Source organism: Hymenobacter bucti, from assembly GCF_042681145.1.
GTDB lineage: Bacteria > Bacteroidota > Bacteroidia > Cytophagales > Hymenobacteraceae > Hymenobacter > Hymenobacter bucti.
The window spans coordinates 1,359,292-1,381,145 of sequence record NZ_JBHUFD010000001.1; the positions used below are offsets into that span (position 1 = coordinate 1,359,292).

At 61.1% G+C, this 21,854-nt stretch carries 22 protein-coding genes; 8 read left to right on the forward strand and 14 right to left on the reverse strand.

Annotation, left to right across the window (positions count from 1 at the left end):
* Position 1 precedes the first annotated feature (1 nt).
* Positions 2-718 (forward strand): pirin family protein, encoded by a 717-nt coding sequence (locus tag ACFSDX_RS05545; RefSeq protein WP_382312210.1) that lies wholly within the window; start codon positions 2-4, stop codon positions 716-718.
* Between the two features lie 74 nt (positions 719-792).
* Here the strand turns inward: ACFSDX_RS05545 and ACFSDX_RS05550 are convergent, their stop codons facing one another.
* Both ACFSDX_RS05550 and ACFSDX_RS05555 read right to left on the reverse strand, forming a co-directional pair.
* Positions 793-1,854, reverse strand: coding sequence for a hypothetical protein (locus ACFSDX_RS05550; RefSeq protein WP_382312211.1), 1,062 nt, complete (start codon positions 1,852-1,854; stop codon positions 793-795).
* A 3-nt stretch (positions 1,855-1,857) separates the two neighbouring features.
* Positions 1,858-3,099 (reverse strand): hypothetical protein, encoded by a 1,242-nt coding sequence (locus tag ACFSDX_RS05555; RefSeq protein ID WP_382312212.1) that lies wholly within the window; start codon positions 3,097-3,099, stop codon positions 1,858-1,860.
* 47 nt (positions 3,100-3,146) lie between these two features.
* On the opposite strand from ACFSDX_RS05555, the gene ACFSDX_RS05560 reads away from it, so the two are divergent.
* From ACFSDX_RS05560 to recO, 4 genes are all read left to right on the forward strand, one after another.
* On the forward strand, positions 3,147-3,470 hold the full coding sequence (locus ACFSDX_RS05560) for a 2Fe-2S iron-sulfur cluster-binding protein (protein ID WP_382312213.1): 324 nt from the start codon (positions 3,147-3,149) through the stop codon (positions 3,468-3,470).
* Positions 3,471-3,666: 196 nt separating this feature from the next.
* Positions 3,667-4,311 (forward strand): thymidine kinase, encoded by a 645-nt coding sequence (locus tag ACFSDX_RS05565; RefSeq protein ID WP_382312214.1) that lies wholly within the window; start codon positions 3,667-3,669, stop codon positions 4,309-4,311.
* 95 nt (positions 4,312-4,406) lie between these two features.
* Positions 4,407-6,776: a type IX secretion system anionic LPS delivery protein PorZ gene (gene porZ, locus ACFSDX_RS05570; RefSeq protein ID WP_382312215.1), complete on the forward strand. Its 2,370-nt coding sequence runs from the start codon at positions 4,407-4,409 to the stop codon at positions 6,774-6,776.
* 182 nt (positions 6,777-6,958) lie between these two features.
* The gene (gene recO, locus ACFSDX_RS05575) at positions 6,959-7,681 is read left to right on the forward strand and encodes a DNA repair protein RecO (RefSeq protein WP_382312216.1); all 723 of its coding nucleotides are present in this window, start codon (positions 6,959-6,961) and stop codon (positions 7,679-7,681) included.
* 107 nt (positions 7,682-7,788) lie between these two features.
* Here recO and ACFSDX_RS05580 read toward each other — a convergent pair whose 3' ends face one another.
* The 3 genes from ACFSDX_RS05580 to ACFSDX_RS05590 all read right to left on the reverse strand — a co-directional run bounded on the left by ACFSDX_RS05580 (position 7,789) and on the right by ACFSDX_RS05590 (position 11,165).
* The gene (locus ACFSDX_RS05580; RefSeq protein WP_382312217.1) at positions 7,789-8,865 is read right to left on the reverse strand and encodes an FKBP-type peptidyl-prolyl cis-trans isomerase; all 1,077 of its coding nucleotides are present in this window, start codon (positions 8,863-8,865) and stop codon (positions 7,789-7,791) included.
* Between the two features lie 162 nt (positions 8,866-9,027).
* On the reverse strand, positions 9,028-10,068 hold the full coding sequence (locus tag ACFSDX_RS05585) for an FKBP-type peptidyl-prolyl cis-trans isomerase (RefSeq protein ID WP_382312218.1): 1,041 nt from the start codon (positions 10,066-10,068) through the stop codon (positions 9,028-9,030).
* Positions 10,069-10,109: 41 nt separating this feature from the next.
* Entirely contained in the window at positions 10,110-11,165 is a 1,056-nt protein-coding gene (locus ACFSDX_RS05590; protein ID WP_382312219.1) for a DHH family phosphoesterase, read from the reverse strand.
* 191 nt (positions 11,166-11,356) lie between these two features.
* On the opposite strand from ACFSDX_RS05590, the gene ACFSDX_RS05595 reads away from it, so the two are divergent.
* Positions 11,357-11,770 carry a nucleoside-diphosphate kinase gene (locus ACFSDX_RS05595; RefSeq protein ID WP_382312220.1) on the forward strand — a complete coding sequence of 138 codons (414 nt, stop codon included), beginning with the start codon at positions 11,357-11,359 and terminating at the stop codon, positions 11,768-11,770.
* Between the two features lie 161 nt (positions 11,771-11,931).
* On the opposite strand, the gene ACFSDX_RS05600 is transcribed toward ACFSDX_RS05595, so the two are convergent.
* The 6 genes from ACFSDX_RS05600 to ACFSDX_RS05625 form a co-directional block, all read right to left on the reverse strand.
* Positions 11,932-13,035 (reverse strand): AAA family ATPase, encoded by a 1,104-nt coding sequence (locus ACFSDX_RS05600; RefSeq protein WP_382312221.1) that lies wholly within the window; start codon positions 13,033-13,035, stop codon positions 11,932-11,934.
* A 22-nt stretch (positions 13,036-13,057) separates the two neighbouring features.
* Complete coding sequence (locus ACFSDX_RS05605; RefSeq protein WP_382312222.1) at positions 13,058-14,332, reverse strand: nucleoside permease; 1,275 nt, start codon at positions 14,330-14,332, stop codon at positions 13,058-13,060.
* A gap of 191 nt (positions 14,333-14,523) precedes the next feature.
* Positions 14,524-15,129, reverse strand: a complete 606-nt coding sequence (locus tag ACFSDX_RS05610; protein ID WP_382312223.1) for a superoxide dismutase — start codon at positions 15,127-15,129, stop codon at positions 14,524-14,526.
* 97 nt (positions 15,130-15,226) lie between these two features.
* A complete protein-coding gene (locus tag ACFSDX_RS05615) occupies positions 15,227-15,664 on the reverse strand; it encodes a nucleoside deaminase (RefSeq protein ID WP_382312224.1) in 438 nt (145 codons plus the stop codon).
* On the reverse strand, positions 15,664-16,209 hold the full coding sequence (locus ACFSDX_RS05620; protein ID WP_382312225.1) for a hypothetical protein: 546 nt from the start codon (positions 16,207-16,209) through the stop codon (positions 15,664-15,666). The genes ACFSDX_RS05615 and ACFSDX_RS05620 overlap by 1 nt, the downstream gene beginning before the upstream one ends.
* A gap of 168 nt (positions 16,210-16,377) precedes the next feature.
* On the reverse strand, positions 16,378-16,815 hold the full coding sequence (locus ACFSDX_RS05625; protein WP_382312226.1) for a T9SS type A sorting domain-containing protein: 438 nt from the start codon (positions 16,813-16,815) through the stop codon (positions 16,378-16,380).
* Between the two features lie 212 nt (positions 16,816-17,027).
* Here ACFSDX_RS05625 and aspS point away from each other — a divergent pair, with 212 nt between their 5' ends.
* Both aspS and ACFSDX_RS05635 read left to right on the forward strand, forming a co-directional pair.
* Positions 17,028-18,791: an aspartate--tRNA ligase gene (gene aspS, locus ACFSDX_RS05630; protein ID WP_382312227.1), complete on the forward strand. Its 1,764-nt coding sequence runs from the start codon at positions 17,028-17,030 to the stop codon at positions 18,789-18,791.
* Positions 18,792-18,795: 4 nt separating this feature from the next.
* The gene (locus ACFSDX_RS05635) at positions 18,796-19,239 is read left to right on the forward strand and encodes a hypothetical protein (RefSeq protein WP_382312228.1); all 444 of its coding nucleotides are present in this window, start codon (positions 18,796-18,798) and stop codon (positions 19,237-19,239) included.
* A gap of 255 nt (positions 19,240-19,494) precedes the next feature.
* Here the strand turns inward: ACFSDX_RS05635 and ACFSDX_RS05640 are convergent, their stop codons facing one another.
* The 3 genes from ACFSDX_RS05640 to nuoH all read right to left on the reverse strand — a co-directional run bounded on the left by ACFSDX_RS05640 (position 19,495) and on the right by nuoH (position 21,813).
* Positions 19,495-20,013 carry an NADH-quinone oxidoreductase subunit J family protein gene (locus ACFSDX_RS05640; RefSeq protein ID WP_382312229.1) on the reverse strand — a complete coding sequence of 173 codons (519 nt, stop codon included), beginning with the start codon at positions 20,011-20,013 and terminating at the stop codon, positions 19,495-19,497.
* A gap of 73 nt (positions 20,014-20,086) precedes the next feature.
* Entirely contained in the window at positions 20,087-20,671 is a 585-nt protein-coding gene (locus tag ACFSDX_RS05645) for a NuoI/complex I 23 kDa subunit family protein (protein ID WP_382312230.1), read from the reverse strand.
* Between the two features lie 44 nt (positions 20,672-20,715).
* Entirely contained in the window at positions 20,716-21,813 is a 1,098-nt protein-coding gene (gene nuoH, locus ACFSDX_RS05650; RefSeq protein WP_382312231.1) for an NADH-quinone oxidoreductase subunit NuoH, read from the reverse strand.
* Positions 21,814-21,854 lie beyond the last annotated feature (41 nt).

Consider the following 21,854-nt stretch of genomic DNA (forward strand, 5'->3'; position numbering starts at 1 on the left):
GATGATACAGGTCCCCGGCAAAATATACCTGGCCGAGCAGCGCGGCGTGGTCGAGAGCCCGCAGTTTCGGCGCCAGAGCACGTTCAGTTTTGGCGCCTACCAGCACGCGCATAAGGAGCCCTTCGGCCGCCTCTACGGGCTAAATGAAGAAACGCTGGCCGGCGGCCACGAGGTGGCATTGCCCGTAGCGCACGACTCTTACGTGGTGGTGCTGCCCATCACGGGCACCGTGGTCTACGACGCGGCAGGCGGGGCCCATGGCACCGTGGAGGTAGGGGCGGTGCTCACCATTGCGGCCCCCGCCGGCACGCAGCTGCGGCTCCGCAACCCGTACGCCGACGAGCTGATTAGCTGCCTGCATCTGTGGGTGCGCGCCGCCGCCCCGCTCACCCTGCCCGCCACTGCCCTCAACACGGTATTCGACGAGCTGCGCGAGAACGAGCTGCTGGAACTAGTGAGCCGCCCGCCAAGCCAGCCACCGACCGAGCCATTACCATTTGTTCTTAGCCTAGGGCGCTTTATGGGGCGGCAGGAAGCGGTGTATAAATTGGCTCATGAAGGCAACCAGCTGGTAGCCTTTGTGCTGGCGGGCGCTTTTGAGCTGGAAAGCCGCCTGCTGCACGAAAAGGACGCCCTGGCGCTCTGGAATGTCGAAGAAATCGAGCTGGAAGCCCTTAGCAACCACGCCATTGTGCTGCTACTCGAATTGGCCCCTTAGGGAGCAGTAGCGTGAACTTGGTAGTTCGCGTTCGTTGAGTAACAGCTATAAAAACGCGAACTACCAAGTTCGCGCTACTGCGCCACGGGCGCGCTACTGGCCCCAACGCCGCGCAGTACCGCCTGCGCCACCAGCGCCAGCGCCACCGTAAATACCGGTGCAAACAGGTAGCCCATGCGCCCGAGCTCGCTCGACAGCAGCATGTGCACCACCACCACGGCCAGCAACCACGCCTCGGCCGCGCCGAGCACGGGCGCCAACACCCGCCGTCCGCCGGGCCGCGCTAGGGCCAGCAGCACCGGCAGCGTGTAGAGCCCAAAAATGCTCAGCAGCTCGCCTAGGCCCTTGGGCGAGGCGGCCCGCCGCAGCGAGTAGGTAATGTTCTCGGCGTGCGCCAGCGCGTTGGTAATCGTGGCGGTGTGCGGCACGCCCGCGGCTTTATCAATGAAATAATGCACCGCGCCAAGCGCCGCGGCCCCCACGGCCAGGGCGGCCAGCTGCCCCCGCCACCCGAGAGCCCGCCGCCCGAACCACAGCAGCCAAGGCAGCAAAAACACGAACGATTCCTTCGCCAAAGGCCCCACCAGCAGCGCGGCGGCCACCGCCCACCCGGCGCCCGGCCCGCGCCGATACGCATAGTAGCTCAGCCCAAACACCAGCAAGTACAGGCTATCGACCAGCGGTAGGCCTGCGATATATTCGGCCCAGCGGCTGCTGAGCACCGCCAGCAGCGCCACGGCCACTGCGCCCGGACCGGCGCCGGCCAGCCGGGCCGCCCGCCACCAAGTAGCTCCGGCGGCACCTAGGAGCCCGCAGTTCACCAAAAAAAACGCGAAGCGGCGGGGCCACTCGCCGGCCGGGCGCTGCGGCCATATCTTGCCGTACACCCGGGCAATGGGCTGGGCCAGGGCGCCGGCCACCGCCGGCACCAGCACGCGGTAGCGGCGCGTCACGTTCACGCTATCGGCGCGGCCCGCTGCCAGGCGCAAGTAGCTGCGCGTATCGAGCGAGTGCGAGAAGTCGTAGTGCCGGTACATGGGGTAGGCCAGGTTGAGCAGCAGGCTCAGGCCCAGCGCCCACGGCAGCAGCCAGCGCCGCCCGCGGCCGGGCCCTAGCAGCTGCGCCAGCCCCCGCATACCCTAGGCGCTGGCAAACTTGCGCTCAATCAGCTTGAGCAGCTTGCCCACGTGCTCTTCCTTGCGGCTCCAGTCGTGGGTGTTGGCTAGGTCCTGGCGCACGTAGGCCATGGCGGCATCGGCATCCGGCAGCGCATCGAGGTACTGAATGGCGGCGTGGTACTCCATGTTTTCCCCATTAAACAGCTCATTGATAAAGCTAAAGCGCTGGTTGATGGAAATGGCCTCGCGCAGGCTGCCCACCTTGGGCGCGCTGCGCTCGGCCAGCGGCGTAGCCCCGCCCTGGGCCGAGTGGCGCAGCGTGCTGGCCAGGGGGGCGGCGGCCGTGGGCTGCGTCGCCTTTAGTTTCTCGTAAAGCGGCACGGTGCCCGCGGGCGCGGGCGCTTCGGCAGCGGCCGGCGTGGCGGTTTTAGGAACCGGTGGCGGAGTGGGCGCGGCTGGCGTAGGCGCCGCTGCTGTGGCTGGCGGTGCTACGGGTGCTGGCGGGGCCGGGGTAGGCGTTGCGGGCGCCGGGCGCGGGGCGGGCGCGCTGGCCGGAGCAGGGGCTGCCACGGGCGCGGCGCGCGGGGTGGCGGCACTGGTAGGCGCGGCGGGGCCATCGTCCCACAGGTCGGCTTCGGTGAGGGGCAGCAGCGCGCTGAAAGCGGCCACCAGGCGCGGCATGGCCTCGGTAGATTTGGGCTGCTTGGCTTGGTAGAGGGCGAAGCGCTGCACCAAAAAATCGTGGCTTAGCGGCGCATTAGTGGTGGGCAAGCCGTCTATAAAACCCTGGTAGAAGTCCTTGTCCTGGTCGAGGTAGCGCAGCGAGTCACGCAGCTCGGCCACCGGTACCGCCTCTTCTGCATCAGGGCTGGCGGCGGGTAGCAGCAGGCGCTCGAAGGCCAGCGCCGGGTCGGCGGCCAGCAGCAGCGTATCGGCCGCGGCCTGGGCGAGGAGGGGCTCCAGCGCCGCCCGGTCGAGGCGGATGTGGCGCGAGAGCACGTTCATAAACTGCGTGAGGGCCGTGCGCACGGCTTCCGCCTCAAAGTTGAAATATGGGCTCCGCAGCTGCTGCGCTTCCTGCTGCCAGCGCCCCAGCAATTGCCGCACTACCAGTAAGTTGAGCTGGCGCACGGGCGTGAGCTTAAGCAGCGCCGGGCCATCGAGGGTGGCATCGGGCTGGGGGCCAAAATACTGCTGGCACAGCCGCGACGCTAGCCGGCGGCCGTAGTGCTCGCACTTGGCGAGGCTATAGTTATCTTGCATAAAACCGCCGGATAGGTCCGGCCTTTTCGCCGCCAAGTTAGCCACAAATGCCCCTGCTGACCATCGAGAACCTGCCCGGCCCGCCCGTGGTGGTGCCCGCCGGGGCCACGCTGCTGGCGGCCGTTCAGCAAGCTGGCCACGACTGGCGCCACGCCTGCGGGGCCAAAGGACGCTGCACCACCTGCCGCCTCGACGTGTTGGCCGGGGCTGAGCACCTCACGCCCCGCACCGCGCCCGAACTACGCTACCTGGCCGCCGGGCGCCTACTGGCTACTGAGCGCCTGGCCTGCCAAGTGCGCCTACCCCAGGGTGAGGCCACCGGCCGCGTGCCCGAAGCCACCAAGCTGCCGCACGTCGAGTACGTGGGGTGAGCCTAGGGTAATAAAGTGAACGGTGAGGAGGTGAAGCGCCGTGCTGGGCCGACGAAGGTTGGGGAGGGCTGGCCGTCGGGCTACCTTTGTTAACAGGCCGTAAATTCGTTTTGGCGACGTTCGCCCATTAGTTTGTTTTTGTTGAGGAAGATGGCACCTAGGTCGTTTCACTTCCTCCCCTTATTACCCTCTCCCTTTGTTTACCGAGCCCCATCGCCCCATTGATTTTTTGCGCCGCCGCGGGTGGCTGGAAGTAGTGTGCGGCTCCATGTTTTCGGGCAAGACGGAAGAGCTGATTCGCCGCCTCACCCGCGCCCGCATTGCGCGGCAGCGGGTCGAAATCTTCAAGCCCGCCCTCGACACGCGCTACCACGACCAGAACGTGGTGAGCCACAACCAGAACAGTATCCGCTCGACGCCGGTGCAGTCGCCCTCCGAAATCCTGCTGCTGGCCGGCGGCGCCACCGACGTGGTGGGCATCGACGAGGCCCAGTTCTTCGACGAGTCGCTGGTAGACGTGTGCCGCCAGCTGGCCGACGCCGGCACCCGCGTCATTGTGGCGGGGCTCGACATGGACTACCTAGGGCGGCCCTTTGGCCCCATGCCCGCGCTGCTGGCCACCGCCGAATTTGTGACTAAGGTGCACGCCGTGTGCGTGTGCTGCGGCGAGCTGGCGGCGTATTCCTACCGCCTCTCGGCCAGCGAAAGCCAGGTGCTGCTGGGTGAAACCGACGCCTACGAGGCGCGCTGCCGGCCGTGCTTTTTGGCAGGCCCCGCCGCCCGCCCCGCCATTGAGGCCGCCCGGGCTGCCTGGGCCGCGCTAGGTTTGGTGAGGAGGTGAAAAGGTGAAGAAGAGCCGGAAGACCAATTAACTTCTCACCTCCTCACTTCCTCACCGCACAAAGGCCAACCTACTGCTCTGTTTTCTTGCTGCTTATGCGCTACTTCTTCCCGCTGCTGTTGGTTTTATGGGTACTGGCGCCGTTGGCCCGCGCCCAGGGCGTGGCGTATGGCGACTGGCAGCTGCACCTGCCCGCGGCCAAGCCCATGATGCTGGCCAGCGCCGGCGACCGCCTGTACGTGGCCGACGAGTCGTCGTTTTACTACTACGATAAGGTGCTCAATACCACGCAGTCGCTCTCGCGGCGCGACGGCCTGAGCGACGTGGGCGTGCGCGCCGTGGCCTACGACTCGGCCAGCCGCCAGGTTATCGTGGCCTACCAAAACGGCAACCTCGACCTGCTGCGCCCCGACGGCACGGTGAAGAACATCACCGATGTGCTGCGCAAAGCCGTGCAAACGGCCAAGACCATCACCCAGATTCAGGTGTATAACGGCGTGGCCTACCTGGCCAGCAACCTAGGGCTGATTGTGCTGGACCTCACCAAGCTAGAGGTGCGCGATACCTACAGCGCCATCGGGCCCAACGGCCAGGCCGTGACGGTGTACGGCACGGCCGTGGTGCACGACACCCTCTTTGCCAGCACCACCCAGGGCCTGCTGCGCGGGCGCATCAGCACGGCCGTAAACCTGCTCGACTACCGCAGCTGGACCAAGGAATTGCCCAACCCCGGCTCGCCGACTGATAATTTCGCTCAGATTGTTACGTACCGGGGCCACGTGTACCTGCAGGGCACGCAGCGGGGCGTGTATTGCCTGGCTGGCACGGGTGCCGCCCGCGGCTGGCGGCTGCTGGCCGGCAGCTATGGCAACGAGGCGCGCCGCCTGCGCCCCAGCCCGGTGGGCTTGTTAGTTGCCTTTGATGGGGCCGACCTGCGCAGCATTACAGCCCCGGCCGGGACCGTGCGCGTGGTGTTGCCCCAGGCCGCCATTGGTACCTACGCCTTTGACATGGTGCGCGAGGCCGATGGCACCACCTACGTGGCCAGCTACGACCGGGGCCTGCTGCGCTTTGCACCGGGCACTACTACCAATCCCGAGTTAATTAAGCCCAATGCGCCGGCTACGGCGTTGGCCTACGGCCTGCTGGCCGATGCCGCTACCAACTCGGTCGTCGTGTTTAGCGGCGGCTACAGCGGCGATAGCGGGCTGCAATTTGGCCGCCGCGAGGGCTTCTACGAGTACCGGGCCGGCCAATGGACCAGCTACACCAGGGCGAACTATGCCGCGACCGACTTCCCCAACCTGGCCGATATGTCGCACGGCACGCGCACGGCCGATGGCACGCTCTACGTGGCCAGCTACGGCAACGGCCTGCTCCAGTGGCAGGGGCCGGGGCAGTTTCGGCAGTACACCGCCGGCACCCTGGGCTCGCCCTTGCGCACCACTCTCGACCCTGAGCAGACCAACCTCGACTACGTGCGCGTGACCGACGTGGCCGCCGACCCCGGCGGCCGCTACCTGTGGCTGGCCAACCGCCACGAGCGGGCCGGCGTGCCGGGCTTGTTCCGCTTCCGCCCCGGCCCCAATACCTGGCAGGCAGCGCCCTATTTCTTCGGCTCTCAAAACCTCGACCGGCTGGTGGTCGATGCCTACGGTAACCCCTGGGCGGCGCAGTCGCGCAAGGGGGGCGCGGGCCTGGCCGTGTACGATACGCTTAGCCGCCAGGCCATTACCTTTAACACGGGCACCACCGTCAACCAGGTGTACGGCCTGACCCGCGACCGCACCGGCAGCATCTGGATTGGCACCGGCGACGGCGTAGCGTACTTCAGCGACCCGAGCCAGGTCATCAGCTTTTTGAGCGGCACCAGCAACCTAGGCAGCGCCGGCACCTTCACGGTGCCCATCGTGCAGCGCGGCACGGGTACCGGTTTTCCGGCCCTCTACAACACCGTGGTGCGCTGCGTGGCCGTGGACGGGGCCAACCGCAAGTGGCTGGGCACGCCCAGCGGCCTCTGGCTGTTCAGCGCCAATGCCGACGAAGCCCTGCTGCACTTCACCACCACCAACAGCCCGCTGCCCAGCAACAGCATCGTGGACGTGGCCGTGAATGACAAAACCGGCGAGGTCTTCGTGGCTACCGATGGTGGCGTGGTCAGCTACCAGGGCTCGGCCTCGCTCACCGACGCGGCCCCGAGCTGCGCCGAGGTGTTCCCTAACCCCGTGCCGCCCGATTTTGCCGGCCAGGTGGGCATCCGCGGCTTAGTCAATAATGCTTTCGTGAAAATAACCGACGTAGCGGGCCACCTCGTCTACAGCACCCGCGCCAACGGCGGCACCCTCACCTGGGACCTTAACGATGCCCAGGGCCGGCGCGTGCGCTCGGGCGTGTACCTGGTGCTCACCTCCGACGCCGACGGTAAGAATAGTTGTGTGAGCAAGGTAGTGGTGCTTTCTAGGTGATGGGATAATAGGGTGAGGAGGCGAAAGGGTGAAACGCTTATCCTTGCGAGCGTAGCGAAGCAATCGCACCCGAACGAGTATCCGAACGGCTCGTTATACTAGCTCGTCCTGATGCGATTGCTTCGCTACGCTCGCAAGGACAATCTCCTCACCTTCTCACTCCATCGCCTCCTCACCCAAAAATGCTAATCAAGACCCGCGGCATCGTCCTGAGCTTTCTTAAATACCGCGAAACCAGCATCATCGCCCGCATCTACACCGAGCGGCGCGGCATCCAGAACTACATCGTGAACGGCGTGCGCAAGGCCAAGCCGCCGGGGCGCATCGCCCTGTTTCAGCCCCTCACGCTGCTCGAGCTGGTGGCCTACGTGCCGCGCCAGGGCAGCGACCTCACCCGCCTCTCCGAGTTTCGCTGCGCCGAAGCCTTCCGCACGCTGCCCTACGAGATGCGCAAGAGCAGCGTCGCCCTCTTTCTGAGCGAAGTGCTCAGTAAGTCGGTGCGAGAGGAGGAGGAAAACGAGCCGCTGTTCCGCTTCCTGCACGATTCCATCCTGGCCTTCGACGAGCAGACGGTCGGCACCGAGAACTTCGCCCTGCTTTTCTTACTGCACCTGGCCACCTACCTGGGCTTCGGCGTGCACACCGGCGCCGAGCTCATGGACCAGATAGTGTTGGCCGGTACCGCCCTAGGTCCCGGCCAGGGCCACGGCATCGCCACGGTGCGCCTACGTGAGTTCGAGCAGCACTTCGATGAGCTGCTGCACGCGCCGGCCACCGCCAGCATCCCCAACGGCCAGGTGCGGCGCGAGCTGCTCACGGTGCTCATTCGCTACTACCAGCTCCACGTTGAGGGCCTGGGCGAGGTCAAGTCGCTCGACATCCTGAGCGAAGTGCTGGCCGGCTAAAATCAAAATCATTAGAAATAAAAAAGCCGCTTCCTGCAATAGGAAGCGGCTTTTTAGTGCCCTAGGTACCACGTGCGATGCTGAGTAGGGTCAACTCCGTGCAAGCGTTATTTCTTTTTCACCGGCGCCTTTTTGGCTGGTGCTTTCTTGGCGCCAGTTGCCGCCTTTTTCACCGGAGCTTTAGTCGCAGCCTTCGCTGCTGGAGTGGCCTGCGGCGTGGCCACGCCCTTTACATCTACTAGCTCCACGTCGAAGCTCAAGTTGGCATTAGGCGGAATGTCGCCACCCGCGCCGCGCTCGCCGTAGCCTAGGGCCGATGGAATATAGAGCGTGGCCTTGCTGCCCTTGGGCAGCGCCGCGATGCCCTGGTCCCAGCCCTGAATCACCTGGCCTTGACCCAGCACGAAGTCAAACGGCGTGTCGCCGTGCTTGGCCGTCGAGTCAAACTCCTTGCCCGTTTCCAGGACGGTGCCGCGGTATTTCACGCTCACCGTTTGGCCCGGCTTGGGTACCACGCCCGTGCCGCGCTTGGTGATGACGTACCAAGTGCCACCCGCCGTTTTCTTAGCTTGCGCGGTCAGCTGCTTCCCCTTGAGGTAGGCCTGAATTTTGGCGTCGTCTTCCGCTACTTGCTTCACGGCGCGGGTTTTGGCGGTGCGCTGCTGCTCGGCCATCATGGCTTGCTGGCGGGCTTGCATCTGCTCCATCGTCACCAGCTCCTTGGCCGCTACGGTCAGGCGCAGGGCGTTGCCGGCGCTCTTGATGAAGGGTGGCACCGGCTGCCGCATCTGGGCGAAGGCCGTGTCAGCGTTGAAGCGGAATACGGCGCTGTCGCCGGGCAGTAGTAGGCCCATCGCCTCCTCAATCGAGCCGCGCTTGGGAGTGGGCGCTAGGCCCACGGGCACGGGCTCGGGCCGCAGCTTGCGCGAGGACATCAGCACCGAGTCGCGGTCGGTGCGGTACTCTATGTAGCCTAGCAGCACCTGCCCGGCGCGGCTGGCGTAGGGCGCATCGCCGGCCGGCGCCAGCGCCCTAGGGGCGTAGCGGCCCGCCGCATCGCGCCGAAATAACTGGTATTGCGTGGTGCTGCCCGGCAGGGTCGCAAAGCCGGGAGCCGGCGTAGTTTGGGCCGTGGCAAACTGGGCTAGCAGCACGGCGCCCAGCAATAAAAGGTAACGCTGCATAAGAAGGATAAGGGAAAATGACTACCTAGGCGCTGCGGCCGTTCAGCAAAAGTGGTGCCCCGGCGCAACGCCCAGGCACCACTCGCAACCCCATTGGTAAGAAGGGAAAACAAAACCGCCGCACCCCGTGGGGCGCGGCGGCAGATACTACTTAGCTAAGGCTTACTGGGGCGGGCCGGTGGGCGCCATGCCGCCAGCCGGAGCCGCGGGGGCGTCCTTCACGTCCACCAGCTCCACGTCGAAGCGCAGGGGCGAGTTGGCCGGAATGGCCGGGCCCGAGCCGCGCTCGCCATAGGCCAGCGACGATGGAATGAGCAGCGTAGCCTTGGCGCCCTTGTTGAGCAGGGCCACGCCCTCATCCCAACCCGGAATAACCTGGCCGCGACCCACCGGGTACACGAAAGGCTTGCCGCCGTTCTTGAGCGACGAGTCAAACTCTTTGCCGTCGAGCAGCGTGCCGCGGTACTGCACGCTCACCAGCTGGCCGGGCTTGGGCACCGGGCCCGTGCCAGGCTGCGTAATGACGTAGTACACGCCACCCGCTGTTTTCTTGGCGTTGGTCAGGTTGTTTTTCTTGAGATAGTCCTGCAGGGTTACCTCGTCTTTCTTGTTCTGCGTCTCGGCGTAGGCCTGCATTTGCTTCTGCTGCTCGGCCATCATCTTCTGTTGCAAGGTCTGCTCCAGCGCCTGCTCTTCCTCGCGGCTGATGAGCTTGTCGGTCTTCACGTTAATCACAATCACGTTACCGCTCTTCTTGAGGAAGCCGGGTACCGGGCGGCCCTGGGGCTTGAACAGCGAGTCGGCATTGAAGCGGAACACGGCGCTGTCGCCGGGCTGCAAGAGGGCGAATGCCTCGTCCGGCATGCCTTTGCGCTTCACTTCCATCATGGGCATGGGCACGGCCGAGCCCGCAAACTTCTTGCGCGTGTCTTCGAGTACCGAGTCCTTGCCGGTGCGGTAGTAGAGGTAGGCCGTCATGAACTTGCCTACCCGGTCCTTGTACGTGGGGTCTTCGCCCTTCACGTCGGTGCGGCGCTCGTACTTACCGCCTACGTTCTTGAAAATCTTGTACTCAATGCCCGACTTGGTCTTGTCGAAGTCGCCCCCGCTTTTATCGCACGAGGCAAGGAAAGAGGCCAGGCTGAGCGCGCCGGCCGCCAGGGCCAACTGCCGGGCCCCGCGGGGCTGGAAAGAAAACTGCATGAAAACAGAAAATTATTAGGAAGACAGATACGAGGCCAAAGTTAGGCCACAGGCGGCGCAACCGCCACGGGCACGGCCGGCGTGCTCGCCAGTTGGGCTTGGTACTGGGGCAGCAGCCCCAGAAAGCGCTCTACGGTAGCATCGAGCGAGACGTAGCTCACGCCGCCCGAGGCGTTGTGGTGCCCGCCGCCGTCGAAATGATTGCGCGAAAACTCGGCCGCCGAAAAATCGCCCACCGAGCGGAAGGAAATCTTTACCGCCGAGCCCCGGTCGATAAAAATCGCCGCAAACACGATGCCCTCGATGCTGAGTGCATAATTGACCAACCCTTCGGTGTCGCCGGTTTTGCTGTCGTAATCGCGCAGTTCCTGTTGCGTCACGGCGATGTAAGCGGTATTAAACTCGCGGTTCACCATTAGCTTGTCCTTCAGGATGTACCCTAGGAAGCGCAGCCGAATCTCGGAGTGCGAGTCGTAGATGCGGCGGTGCACCGAGGCCAGGTCGATGTGCGCATTCAGCAATTCGGCAATGATGAGGTGCACGTTGCGCGAGGTGCTGGGGTGCCGAAACGAGCCCGTATCGGTCATGATGCCCGCGTAAAGCGCCTCGCCCATGCCTTGGTCCACCAGCTCCTGGTCGCCTAGGTCGCGGATAATCTCGAAAATCTGCTCGGCCGTGGCGGCCGCCTTGGGGTTCGAGAAGCTGATGTCGGCGAAGTTCTCGGGGCGCTGGTGGTGGTCGATGAGCACCTTGGTGCCCGCGGCCTGGCCCACGTAAGTACCCAGCTCATTGATGCGGCCCAGGCAGTTGAAGTCGAGGCAAAAAATAACCTCGGCACGATTCACAAGGTCGCGCACTTGGCGGTCGTTGTGGCGCGGCTCGTACACGACTACCTCGTCGTTGCCCTGCATCCAGTTGAGGAAAGCGGGGTAATCGGAGGGCGTAACCACCGTCACGGAGTGGCCTTTTTTCTTGAGGTAGCTGGCCCAGGCCAGCGACGAGCCCAGGGCATCGGCGTCAGGCTTGTGGTGGGTCGTGATGAACACCTGCTTGGGCTCAGCCAGCAAGGCCTTTAATTCGGATACGGAAGTGGACATCGACTAGGTGAACAGCCTGACAAGTACTAAAAAGCGGATTGGATGTATGCAGCGCAAAATGGGGCGACAAAGGTCGGCACGAATTGGCTTTCAACAAGCAGCGCCCGCCGTAAGGTTCTCGCCGAAGCAAATAAGCGGCCTCCTCCGGCTACCTTTGCGGCCCCAACCCCCTATTTCCCCCGAAAAAAATAATGGCAACCAACCGCACCTTCACCATGATTAAGCCCGATGCCGTGGCCGACAACCACATCGGTGGCATCCTGAGCATGATTGAGCAAGGTGGCTTCCGCATCGTGGAGCTTCAAAAAGTGACCCTGACGCCCGAGCGCGCCGGTGAATTTTACGCCGTGCACAAAGAGCGTCCTTTCTACAACGACCTTGTTAAGTACATGTCGAGCGGCCCCATCGTGGCTGCCATCCTGGAGAAAGACAACGCCGTAGCCGACTTCCGCACCCTCATTGGTGCCACCAACCCGGCCAACGCCGAGGAAGGCACCATCCGGAAGAAGTACGCCAAGAGCATCGAAGCCAACGCCGTGCACGGCTCGGACTCGGACGAGAACGCCCAAATCGAAGGCGAGTTCTACTTTAAATCGCAGATTTAACTGATGTAACGGATTGCGCAGATACGCCTGCCTACGGCAGGCTGACTACTGTATGGTCTTCGTTTTTTCATGAGAAAAGCCGCTCTGCGTTGTGCAGAGCGGCTTTTTCTTTGGACTGGAAGCAGACTTTTTTTGTGCTGATTTTGTACTTGATGAGTTCTTTAGGTCCGGCCGAAGCCGATGCGGCCTGGCCCCTTGGGCTCGCTCACGAAGGCTGCATCTTCGCGGTTGTAGATGTCGGCCAGCGTCATAGCTTCGGTGATAGGCGTAGCTTGACCTAGGGAAGTGGCTAGGGCTTGCGCCTTGGGCTGCGCCAGCGTCTCAAAGGCGTAGGAGGCGATAAGGCGACCTTTACGCAGTAGCGCCTTGTCGATGCGGGCTAGGTCAGCGTTGAAGGTACAAATAATCTGAATGTGGAACCCGTCCGATAGCAGGCCGTCGCTCAGGTTGAGCAGGTTGCTCACGGCGTTGCTGCCAGTGGCATCGCGCTTGGTTAGTAGCTCCTCGGCATCCTCGATGAGCAGGATGGAGTTGGTGTTATCGTGAAGCAGATTAATGAAGTCGGGGTCAGCGATGCGTAGCGCTAGGTTGGGCGGAATGAAGAGCTTGGGCTTATCCGTGAGGCCGCAGAGGTGGCGGATGTAGCTGGTTTTGCCGGTGCCGGGCGGGCCGTGCAAGATTACTAGGCCCTTGTCGTCGGGCTTTTGCAGGCGCTTCACGATGGCCTCGTGCACGGGCAGCAGGTCGTCGTTGTAGTTAGTGCCTAGGTCGATTTCTGGGATTTTGAGGGGCAGGGGCGAGAAAGCGAGGTCGCTTCCCATCAAGCGCAGCACCTGAATGCGCTGGCGCTCGGCCTGCCCGTTCTCGAGCTGCGCCGTGAGCGCGGCCCGCAACTGCGTCAGCACCGCCACGTCGGTGTTAGGCGAGAAGTAAAGCACGGCGCCCTGGTCGCCGTAACTACCGGCAATGTTGAACGCGAGCAACGTGTGGGCCGCGGGCGACAGCGCGTAGTACTGCCATTCGGGTTCCTTGCCTACTTCCTCGATGAATACGGATTGATAAATCGTTATTTGCTCGATATCATAGCTCTCGGCTAATGATTGCAGGACGGCTTTGCGCGATTCGGCCGTAGACAACTGGTATATTTCGCGGCGCGGCAATTCGCCGAACACCGCGTAAAACCAGCTAGTTGGCTGGAAGGCGCCATTGGGGCCAAAGCATTTTGATAAGTCGGGCTTGACCAGCGGGGGCAGGGTAGGCGTCATAATAACTAAAAAGGGCGCCTGGCTACGCGGCTACGGCCGGCTCGGAATACTTGCTTTCCAGCTCCTGCGGCTCGTGCTTGTGCTTGAAAATGAATACGAACAGCACCGCGATGACGAGCGCGTAGGCCGCGAAAGCTAGCCAGATGCCCTGCCAGTCCTTGTTGCCAGCGGCATCGGTAAAGTAGTTCTGAATGACCAGGCCGCTGATAGAGCTACCTAGGACGGCGCCGAAGCCATTGGTCATCATCATAAACAAGCCCTGGGCGCTGGCCCGGATGCTGGGCTGGGTCTGGGTTTCGACAAACAGCGAGCCCGAGATATTGAAAAAGTCGAAGGCCATGCCGTACACGATGCACGACATAACAATCATCCACAAGCCATCGGAAGGGTTGCTGTAGGCCAGCAGGCCGAAGCGTAGCACCCAGGCAATCATGCTAAACAGCATCACCTGTTTGATGCCGAAGCGCCGCAAAAAGAACGGAATGGCCAGAATGAAGAGCGTTTCCGAAATCTGCGAAATCGACATAATAAAGGCCGGGTGCTGCACCGACAGCGTGTCGCGATAAGCGGGCACTTTGTCAAAATCGTGCAGGAAGGTGTCGCCGTAGGCATTGGTGAGCTGCAAAGCAGCCCCTAGGAGCAGCGCGAACACAAAAAACGTGGCCAGCTTACGGTCGCGTAGCAGGGCGAATGACTTGAGGCCCAGCGCATCGACCAGCGAGCGGCTCGACGAGCCTTTGGAGGGCGGGGGGCAGGCGGGCAGCGTGAAGGAATAGAAACCCAGCAGCAGTGCGGCGGCGGCGGCCACGTAGAACTGGTTGGCCGACTTTTCGAAACCTAGGAACGTGACTGTCCACATGGCCGCGATGAAGCCGATAGTGCCCCAGACCCGGATAGGAGGGTAGTCTTTCACCACGTCGAGGCCCTGGCTTTTCAGGGCCGAGTACGACACGGCAATGGAGAGCGCCAGCGTAGGCATGTAAAAAATCATGTTCAGCAGGATGACCCAGAAGAACACGCCGGGGTCCGTGACGAAAGGGATGGTGCAGAGCGTAATACCACCCAGTAGGTGCAGCACGCCGTAGAGTTTTTCGGCGTTCACCCACTTATCGGCCACGATGCCCATGAGCGAGGGCATGAAGATGGACGCGATGCCCATGGTCGAGAAAATGGCGCCAAACTGGGCGCCCGACCACTGCTTGGTCTGAAACCAGTAGGCCCCAATCGTAATCAGCCACGCGCCCCAGATAAAAAACTGGAGGAAGCTCAGAATAGTAAGACGCAGCTTGATGCTCATGCGGGCACAAGTAAAAGGGTAGGAAGTAGCTTTTAGTGTTAAAGATACAAGTTAACCTATCAGAAACACTACGCCCCGGCCCGCGCCCAAAGTGCCTGTGGGCTCTGTATGAAGCTTTTTGCTACCTAGGGGCCAGCAAAAAGCCCACCGGCGCGGGGCCGGTGGGCTTCTAAAAAGCGGGGCGCAGCAGCCTAGGCGGCGGCGTAGCGCTTGTTCACCTCTTCCCAGTTGATGAGGTTGAAGAAGGCCGCGATGTAGTCGGGGCGCTTGTTTTGGTACTTGAGGTAGTAGGCGTGCTCCCACACGTCGAGGCCCAGGATGGGCGTGCCTTTGCAGCCCGAGTCGGGCATCAGCGGGTTGTCTTGGTTCGGGGTCGAGCAGATTTGCAGCGAGCCATCGGCCTGCTTGCACAGCCACGCCCAGCCCGAGCCAAAGCGCGTGGTGGCGGCTTTGGTGAACTCCTCCTTGAACTTATCGAACGAGCCGAACGCCTCGGTGATTTTAGTAGCTACTTCGCCGGTGGGCTGGCCACCGCCGTTGGGCGAAAGGATGGTCCACCACAGCGAGTGGTTCCAATGGCCACCGCCGTTGTTACGGATGGCCGGCGTGGCCTTGGCGATATTCTGCATGATGTCCTCCAGGCTCTGGCCTTCAAACTCGGTGCCCGCAACGGCGGCGTTGAGGTTGGTGACGTAGGCCTGGTGGTGCTTAGTGTGGTGGATTTCCTGGGTCTGGGCGTCAAACGTAGGTTCGAGCGCGTCGTAGCCGTAAGGCAACTTGGGCAGTTCAAAAGCCATGATACTGGTGTTTTAAAGTGAAAAAATGGGGTGGCACAGGTATAACCCCCAACGGGCCGCCGGGGTTACGGCTGCCCGCTGGGCTCCCAAAAGTAGCCTAGCCCCGCTTCTCTTTAAAAAACGCCTGCATGAGCGCGGCGCACTCTTCGGCCAGCAGCCCGCCGCGCACCTGCGTGCGCGGGTGCAGCAGGCTGGGGCTGTGCCGCCGGTAGCCCACCTTAGGCTCGTCGGCCCCGTAAATAAGCTGGCGCACCTGCGCCCAGGCGCTGGCGCCTGCGCACATCACGCATGGCTCAATGGTGACGTATAGTGAGCACGCCCCTAGGTACTTATTGCCCACAAAATTGGCGGCGGCCGACAAGGCCAGCATTTCGGCGTGGGCCGTTACGTCGCGCAGACGCTCGGTCTGGTTGTGGCCCCGGCCGATAATCGTGTTGTCGAGCACCACCACCGCGCCGATGGGAATTTCGCCCTCTGCCAAAGCCTGGCGGGCTTCGGCGAGTGCCTGGCGCATGAAGTATTCGTCGGTGAGCACTACTTCAGACTGATATCGCTCTGCACGGCTTGCGCCACGGGCCGCCACTGGTTCTGTTCCTCGGCCGGGGCTGAAAACGAGAAGATGTACAGTTGCTCGCCCTGCACGGTGTACTGAATGTACTCGTACTTCTTGAGCGCCGACATGGCGTTGCTGCGGCGGTTGTCGCTGAGCGTCGAAATAAACTCCAGGGCTACAAACTCGCGGCCGTTCACTTTGCGCACTTCCTGAGTCAAGAATTCCACCTTCGTATACAGGCGCTGAATGCTGGCTTTATACATGGCTAGTAGTACAGTATAGTCAGGCCCGAACATGGTAGGCCGCACGGCCACGCTGTAATCTACCCGGCCATTGGGGCTGCTGTACACGGCCAGCGGCTTGCGCGGCGACGGAAACTTGACCGCAATGCCTTCATCGGGCAGCGGCGTGAAGCCCTGTGGCACGCCCACCGAGAGGCCCGGCACCACCTTTACCGACGTGAGCTTGGGCTTGGGAGCGAAGCTGGTGAGGGCGAGCAGCGAGCAAAGGAGAACGAGAACTTTCATAAGTGGGGCAAAAATAGGGCAGACGGATTTGGGTTCGGATATGCACTAAAAAAGGCTGTCATGCTGCACGAAGTGAAGCCTCCTGGCAGGGTACGCTAGCTGTATCTAACGTACTCTGCCAGGAGGCTTCACTTCGTGCAGCATGACAGACAAAGCGTAGTACGCGGACTACTGCTGGCGCGTGGGGTACTTAATCCGGACCTTCTTCCAGTACACGTAGTTGCCCGTTTTGGCCTCTACCAGGTACGTACCCGCCTGAATGTGTCCTAGGTCCACTGGCTCGCCGGTATTGTTCTGCGGGTCGAGGGCTTCCTGATACACGACCTTGTTCTTGTAGTCGGTCATCACCAGCGTGCCGGGCTTGGTAAACTGCTGCGTGAAGCTCAGCATCACGCTGTTAGAGTTAGGCTTGGGGAAGATGTCAATGCCCGAGAGCGTCTCTACGCGTTTGATGGGGCCGTCGAGCGTTACGCCCGGCGCTTGGCCTTTAGTTTTAATCTCGGCCCCGTTCTCGTACTTGTTTTTGGTCTTGACCTTGGTCTGAGCCTGAGCCGCGCCGGCCGTAAGCAAAGCGGCCGCCAGGGCCAGCGAAGAGAGAAATTTCATGTCGAAAGGAAGAAAAAAGATGTGGCGCATCGGTGGCGCTAATCCTTCTTTTACATACTTCATACCAAACCAAGCAGTTTCGGCCTGCTAACCAGAACTAACTTTGTCCCAATTTGGCCTGGTTCCCAAAAGGGCCCGCCCAGCAACGCATAGCCAGCCTGCTTTAGCAGGCGTATCTGCGTAATCCGTTAAATCCGTTAAATCTGCGGTCCATGTTGAGAAGTCACACCAACGGCGAGCTTCGCCAAGAAAATGTCGGTCAAACCGTTACGCTAGTGGGCTGGGTGCAGCGCACCCGCGACAAAGGCGGCATCCTTTGGATTGACCTGCGCGACCGCTACGGCATCACCCAGCTGGCCCTCGAAGAAGGCGTGGAGAGCGAAGCCGTGCGCGAAGTAGCCCGGACCCTAGGTCGCGAATTCGTGGTCAGCGTGACTGGCAAAGTGGCCGAACGCTACTCCAAAAACGCACACATCGCGACTGGCGACATTGAAATCCGCGTCGAGCAGCTCGACGTGCTGAACCCTGCCAAGCTGCCGCCTTTCCTCATCGAAGACGAGACCGACGGCGGCGACGAGCTGCGCATGAAATACCGCTACCTCGACCTGCGCCGCACGCCCGTGCGCAACAACCTGATGCTGCGCCACCGCATGGCCCAGGCCGTGCGCCGCTACCTCGACGGCCAGGACTTCATTGAAGTCGAAACGCCCGTGCTCATCAAAAGCACGCCCGAAGGCGCCCGCGATTTCGTGGTGCCCTCGCGCATGAACCCCGGCGAGTTTTACGCCCTGCCGCAGTCGCCCCAAACGTTTAAGCAGCTGCTCATGGTGTCGGGCTTCGACCGCTACTTCCAGATTGTGAAGTGCTTCCGCGACGAAGACCTGCGCGCCGACCGCCAGCCCGAGTTCACGCAGATTGACTGCGAAATGGCCTTCGTGGAGCAGGAGGACATTCTCAACACCTTTGAAGGCCTAGTGCGCTACCTGTTCAAGGAAATCAAAAATCTCGATTTCCCCACCGTGCCCCGCATGGAGTACGCCGACGCCATGCGCTGGTACGGCAACGACAAGCCCGACGTGCGCTTCGACATGAAGTTCGTGGAGCTCAACGACGTGGTGCAGGGCCAGGGTTTCCCCGTCTTCGACAGCGCCGAGCTAGTGGTAGGTATCAACGCCGCCACTTGCGCCGCCTACACCCGCAAGCAACTCGATGAGCTGACCAACTTCGTGAAGAAGCCACAGCTCGGGGCTACCGGCCTCGTGTACGCCCGCGTAGAAGCTGGCGGCGTGGTGAAGTCATCGGTTGACAAGTTCTACTCGCAAGAAGAACTGCAGAAGTGGAAAACTGCCTTTAATGCCAATGAAGGCGACTTGCTGCTCATCCTGGCCGGCCCAGCCGACAAAACCCGCAAGGCCCTCAGCGAGCTGCGCCTCGAAATGGGCCAGCGCCTAGGTCTGCGTGACAAGGATACTTTTGCCCCATTGTGGGTCGTCAATTTCCCGTTGCTGGAGTACATCGAAGAGGAGGGCCGCTATTTCGCCATGCACCACCCCTTTACCTCGCCTAAGCCCGACGACCTGCACTTGCTCGATAACCCCGACACCATCGGCCAGGCTCGCGCTAATGCCTACGATTTAGTTATCAACGGGGTAGAAGTAGGCGGCGGCTCCATCCGCATCCACGACCGCGCCGTGCAGGCCCGGATGTTCTCGCTCCTGGGCTTCTCGCCTGAGGAAGCGCAGGCACAGTTCGGCTTCCTGCTTGATGCCTTCGAGTACGGCGCGCCGCCCCACGGCGGCATCGCCTTCGGCTTCGACCGCCTGTGCTCGCTCTTCGGCGGCGCCGACAGCATCCGCGACTTCATTGCCTTCCCCAAAAACAACTCGGGCCGAGACGTGATGATTGACTCGCCCTCGCAGATTTCGGATAAGCAGCTGACGGAGCTTAGTATCAAGACAGCGGTAGTGGCGAAGTAGCGTAATGGACGAGGAAGCTTACCCATACGCCTTCTACAATGCGCGCTGGTATGGATACATTGGGTTGCTCTTTGGGCTGTGCTTCCTGTTGATGGCAATATTCGGCTTGGTGAGTCGAAATTTAAATGAACTAGCTAGCTTGTTCCTCTTTATTATAGCCGCTGCATTTGGTTGGATTGGCTGGAAGATGATAGCTAACAAAGAGCCAGCCCTTCGATTTGGACGCACAGGTATCTGGACACTGAAGCTTGGTGCTGTTCGATGGCAAGATGTCTTACTTGAGTTTGGCCGAGTCAGCACCAGTAAAGCGGGTAGCTTCGATACGCTAAAAATTCTAGACCGTCAAACCACTAGACAACTTGATGCGGTAGTAATTAGTACATTCAGCGAATCAGTAGAGACCTTGAAGACTTCACTGCAAAGCTGTAAGAAAGCAAAATTTAAATAACAGAAAGCGGCAACTGACTACTCAGTTGCCGCTTTCTGTTATTTAGCAGAAGCCACTCGCCGTGGCTATGACCTGGATAACCCTCGTAGGTAGGGTCGCATAGTGTTTGCTGCGCGGCAGCACGTTCATCACAAGGGTTATTGCCACTAAAAGTCAATAAGGATACTGACTATTCTCGCGACTAAAACGATAGAGATACTCTAGCTACAAAAAGAGGGCGGCCACTGAAACTCAGTGGCCGCCCTCTTTTTGTAGCTAGAGTATCTCTATCAAATTCCGCTCGCCCGTCTCACGTTTGCCCAGCATCACTGAGCCGACCATAGCGGCCAGCAGTAGGATGGAAGCTAGCTCAAAGGGGAGCGAATATTGCTTGAACAATACCATCCCTAGGCGGTCAACCATACCTATTTGCGAATCAAAGGTGGTTGCGTTGTAGCCAGTGGGCTCCACGTTGCGCAGGGCCGCTACCATTACCAGCAGCAGCAAGCCGCCTGATATAGTGGCAGCTACTTTGGCTAACAGGGGCTTTTGCGGCTCCGTGTCCTCATTCAAGTTCAAGAACATAATCACGAACAGGAACAGCACCATGATGGCCCCGGCATACACGATGATGTTTACGGCGGCTAAAAACTGCGCGTTGAGCAGCAGGTAGTGGGCCGACAGCGTGAAAAACGTGAGGATGAGAAACAGCACGCTGTGCACTGGGTTTTTGGCCAGTACTACCCCTAGGGCGCTCAACAGAGCCACAAACGCAAGAAAGAGAAAGAGGGACATACCGTAGCGCGGACTTTTAGTTCGCGAAAGAAAATGGAAGAGGCCGCGAACTGAAAGTCCACGCTATCGGGCGTTAGGCTAGCTGCATCTGGCCGCGCAGCTTCTCGGCTTGTTCAGGCGTGAGCTGGATGCCGCGCTTCGAGCGATTGTCAGGCGATACGGGCTCTACTAGGCGGTCTTTGCCGTAAATAAACTCGTCGCGCTCGTAGCGCGGTGGGGCCATTTTGTCGGCTTGCAGGTACACAGCCGCCTTCGGACAAGCCTCTTCGCAGAGGCCGCAGAAGATGCAGCGCAGCATGTTGATTTCGTAGCTGACAGCGTATTTCTCCTCACGGTAGAGGTTCTGTTCGCCCTTTTTGCGCTCGCCGGCTACCATCGTTATGGCTTCGGCGGGGCAGGCTACGGCGCACAAGCCGCAGGCCGTGCAGCGCTCGCGGCCTTGCTCATCGCGCTTGAGCACGTGCAGGCCTCGGAAAACGGGCGAGAAAGGGCGCGTCTCCTCGGGGTAGCGAATGGTAATTTGCTTCTTGGTAGCAGCCCGGAAAAAGTGCTGCATAGTGATGGACAAGCCCTGAAAAATCGCCGGCAGGTAGGCCCGCTCAGCGAGCGTCATCGGCTTCTTTTCCAGTATCTTGGCACGGTTGCTTAGCGATTCCATAGAGGTCAGTATAGGTAGGGTAGAGGGCTAGCCACGCGGGCCGCCTACCACCACTGCTTGATTTCGGGGATGATGCCGACGGTGATGAGGCCACCCGTCAGCAGGATATTGAAGATGGCCAGTGGGATAAGAATCGTCCAGCCTAGGCGCATCAGTTGGTCATAGCGGAAACGCGGTAGTGTCCAGCGCACCCACATAAAGAAGAAGATGAACGCGAAAATCTTGGCAAAAACTGCCACTACGCCTAGGATAGCGATGATATTCTGCGCTGCATCAATTGAGAAACCCTGCGCGGTGTGCAGCCACTCGCGCAACTCATACTGGAAGGGAAAGTTGAACCCACCAAAGTAAATAACGCTCATCACGGCCGAGGCCACGAACACGTTCACGTACTCGGCGAAGAGGTAGAGGCCCATCTTCATCGAGCTGTATTCGGTGTGGTAGCCGCCTACCAGTTCGGTTTCGCACTCAGGAAGGTCGAAGGGCGTGCGGTTGGTTTCGGCAAAGGCGCAGACAATGAAGATGATAAAGCCTAGGGGCTGCTTCACTACGTTCCAGAAGTGCCACTCGCCGGGTACCGACTGCTGCAGGGTGATATCGCGCAGCGAGAGCGAGCCTGACATCATGAGCACGGCAATCAGGGCCAAGCCCATAGCCAGTTCGTAGCTGATGTTCTGCGAAGCCGCCCGGATGGCGCCGAGCAGCGAAAACTTGTTGTTGGAAGCCCAGCCGCCAATCATGATGCCGTACACACCTAGGGAAACGATGCCGAACACGTAGAGCATGCCCACGTTAATTTCGATGCCTTGCAGGTGCACCACGGTATCGCCAAACTTGAGGAAGCTACCGAACGGAATAACGGCTGATGACATCAGCGCGGTAATCATCGCTAGACAAGGGCCAAAGATGAAAAGCGCCTTGTTAGCCCCGCTCGGGAAAAATTCTTCCTTAGTAAAAAGTTTCACGGCATCGGCCAGCGGCTGCGCGAGACCTAGGGGGCCGGCGCGGTCGGGCCCAACCCGGTCTTGCAGAAATGCGGCAATTACGCGCTCGGCGTAGGTGCAGTAGGTGGCAATGAGCAGCGAGATGCCAAACACTACCAGAATAACGAGGCCTTGCCAGCCTAAAGATTCGAGAGACATAATAAGAGAAGTGGCATGCTGAATGCGGCGAAGCATTTTAT

Coding starts and splice junctions, on each gene's coding strand:
- ACFSDX_RS05620 (WP_382312225.1), bottom strand. CDS start 16,209: ATGAAAGTTCTCGTTCTCCTTTGCTCGCTGCTCGCCCTCACCAGCTTC.
- ACFSDX_RS05600 (WP_382312221.1), bottom strand. CDS start 13,035: ATGACGCCTACCCTGCCCCCGCTGGTCAAGCCCGACTTATCAAAATGC.
- ACFSDX_RS05625 (WP_382312226.1), bottom strand. CDS start 16,815: ATGAAATTTCTCTCTTCGCTGGCCCTGGCGGCCGCTTTGCTTACGGCC.
- ACFSDX_RS05610 (WP_382312223.1), bottom strand. CDS start 15,129: ATGGCTTTTGAACTGCCCAAGTTGCCTTACGGCTACGACGCGCTCGAA.
- nuoH (WP_382312231.1), bottom strand. CDS start 21,813: ATGTCTCTCGAATCTTTAGGCTGGCAAGGCCTCGTTATTCTGGTAGTG.
- ACFSDX_RS05635 (WP_382312228.1), top strand. CDS start 18,796: ATGGACGAGGAAGCTTACCCATACGCCTTCTACAATGCGCGCTGGTAT.
- porZ (WP_382312215.1), top strand. CDS start 4,407: ATGCGCTACTTCTTCCCGCTGCTGTTGGTTTTATGGGTACTGGCGCCG.
- ACFSDX_RS05605 (WP_382312222.1), bottom strand. CDS start 14,332: ATGAGCATCAAGCTGCGTCTTACTATTCTGAGCTTCCTCCAGTTTTTT.
- ACFSDX_RS05595 (WP_382312220.1), top strand. CDS start 11,357: ATGGCAACCAACCGCACCTTCACCATGATTAAGCCCGATGCCGTGGCC.
- ACFSDX_RS05590 (WP_382312219.1), bottom strand. CDS start 11,165: ATGTCCACTTCCGTATCCGAATTAAAGGCCTTGCTGGCTGAGCCCAAG.
- recO (WP_382312216.1), top strand. CDS start 6,959: ATGCTAATCAAGACCCGCGGCATCGTCCTGAGCTTTCTTAAATACCGC.
- ACFSDX_RS05550 (WP_382312211.1), bottom strand. CDS start 1,854: ATGCGGGGGCTGGCGCAGCTGCTAGGGCCCGGCCGCGGGCGGCGCTGG.
- ACFSDX_RS05640 (WP_382312229.1), bottom strand. CDS start 20,013: ATGTCCCTCTTTCTCTTTCTTGCGTTTGTGGCTCTGTTGAGCGCCCTA.
- ACFSDX_RS05585 (WP_382312218.1), bottom strand. CDS start 10,068: ATGCAGTTTTCTTTCCAGCCCCGCGGGGCCCGGCAGTTGGCCCTGGCG.
- ACFSDX_RS05545 (WP_382312210.1), top strand. CDS start 2: ATGATACAGGTCCCCGGCAAAATATACCTGGCCGAGCAGCGCGGCGTG.
- aspS (WP_382312227.1), top strand. CDS start 17,028: ATGTTGAGAAGTCACACCAACGGCGAGCTTCGCCAAGAAAATGTCGGT.
- ACFSDX_RS05560 (WP_382312213.1), top strand. CDS start 3,147: ATGCCCCTGCTGACCATCGAGAACCTGCCCGGCCCGCCCGTGGTGGTG.
- ACFSDX_RS05580 (WP_382312217.1), bottom strand. CDS start 8,865: ATGCAGCGTTACCTTTTATTGCTGGGCGCCGTGCTGCTAGCCCAGTTT.
- ACFSDX_RS05645 (WP_382312230.1), bottom strand. CDS start 20,671: ATGGAATCGCTAAGCAACCGTGCCAAGATACTGGAAAAGAAGCCGATG.
- ACFSDX_RS05555 (WP_382312212.1), bottom strand. CDS start 3,099: ATGCAAGATAACTATAGCCTCGCCAAGTGCGAGCACTACGGCCGCCGG.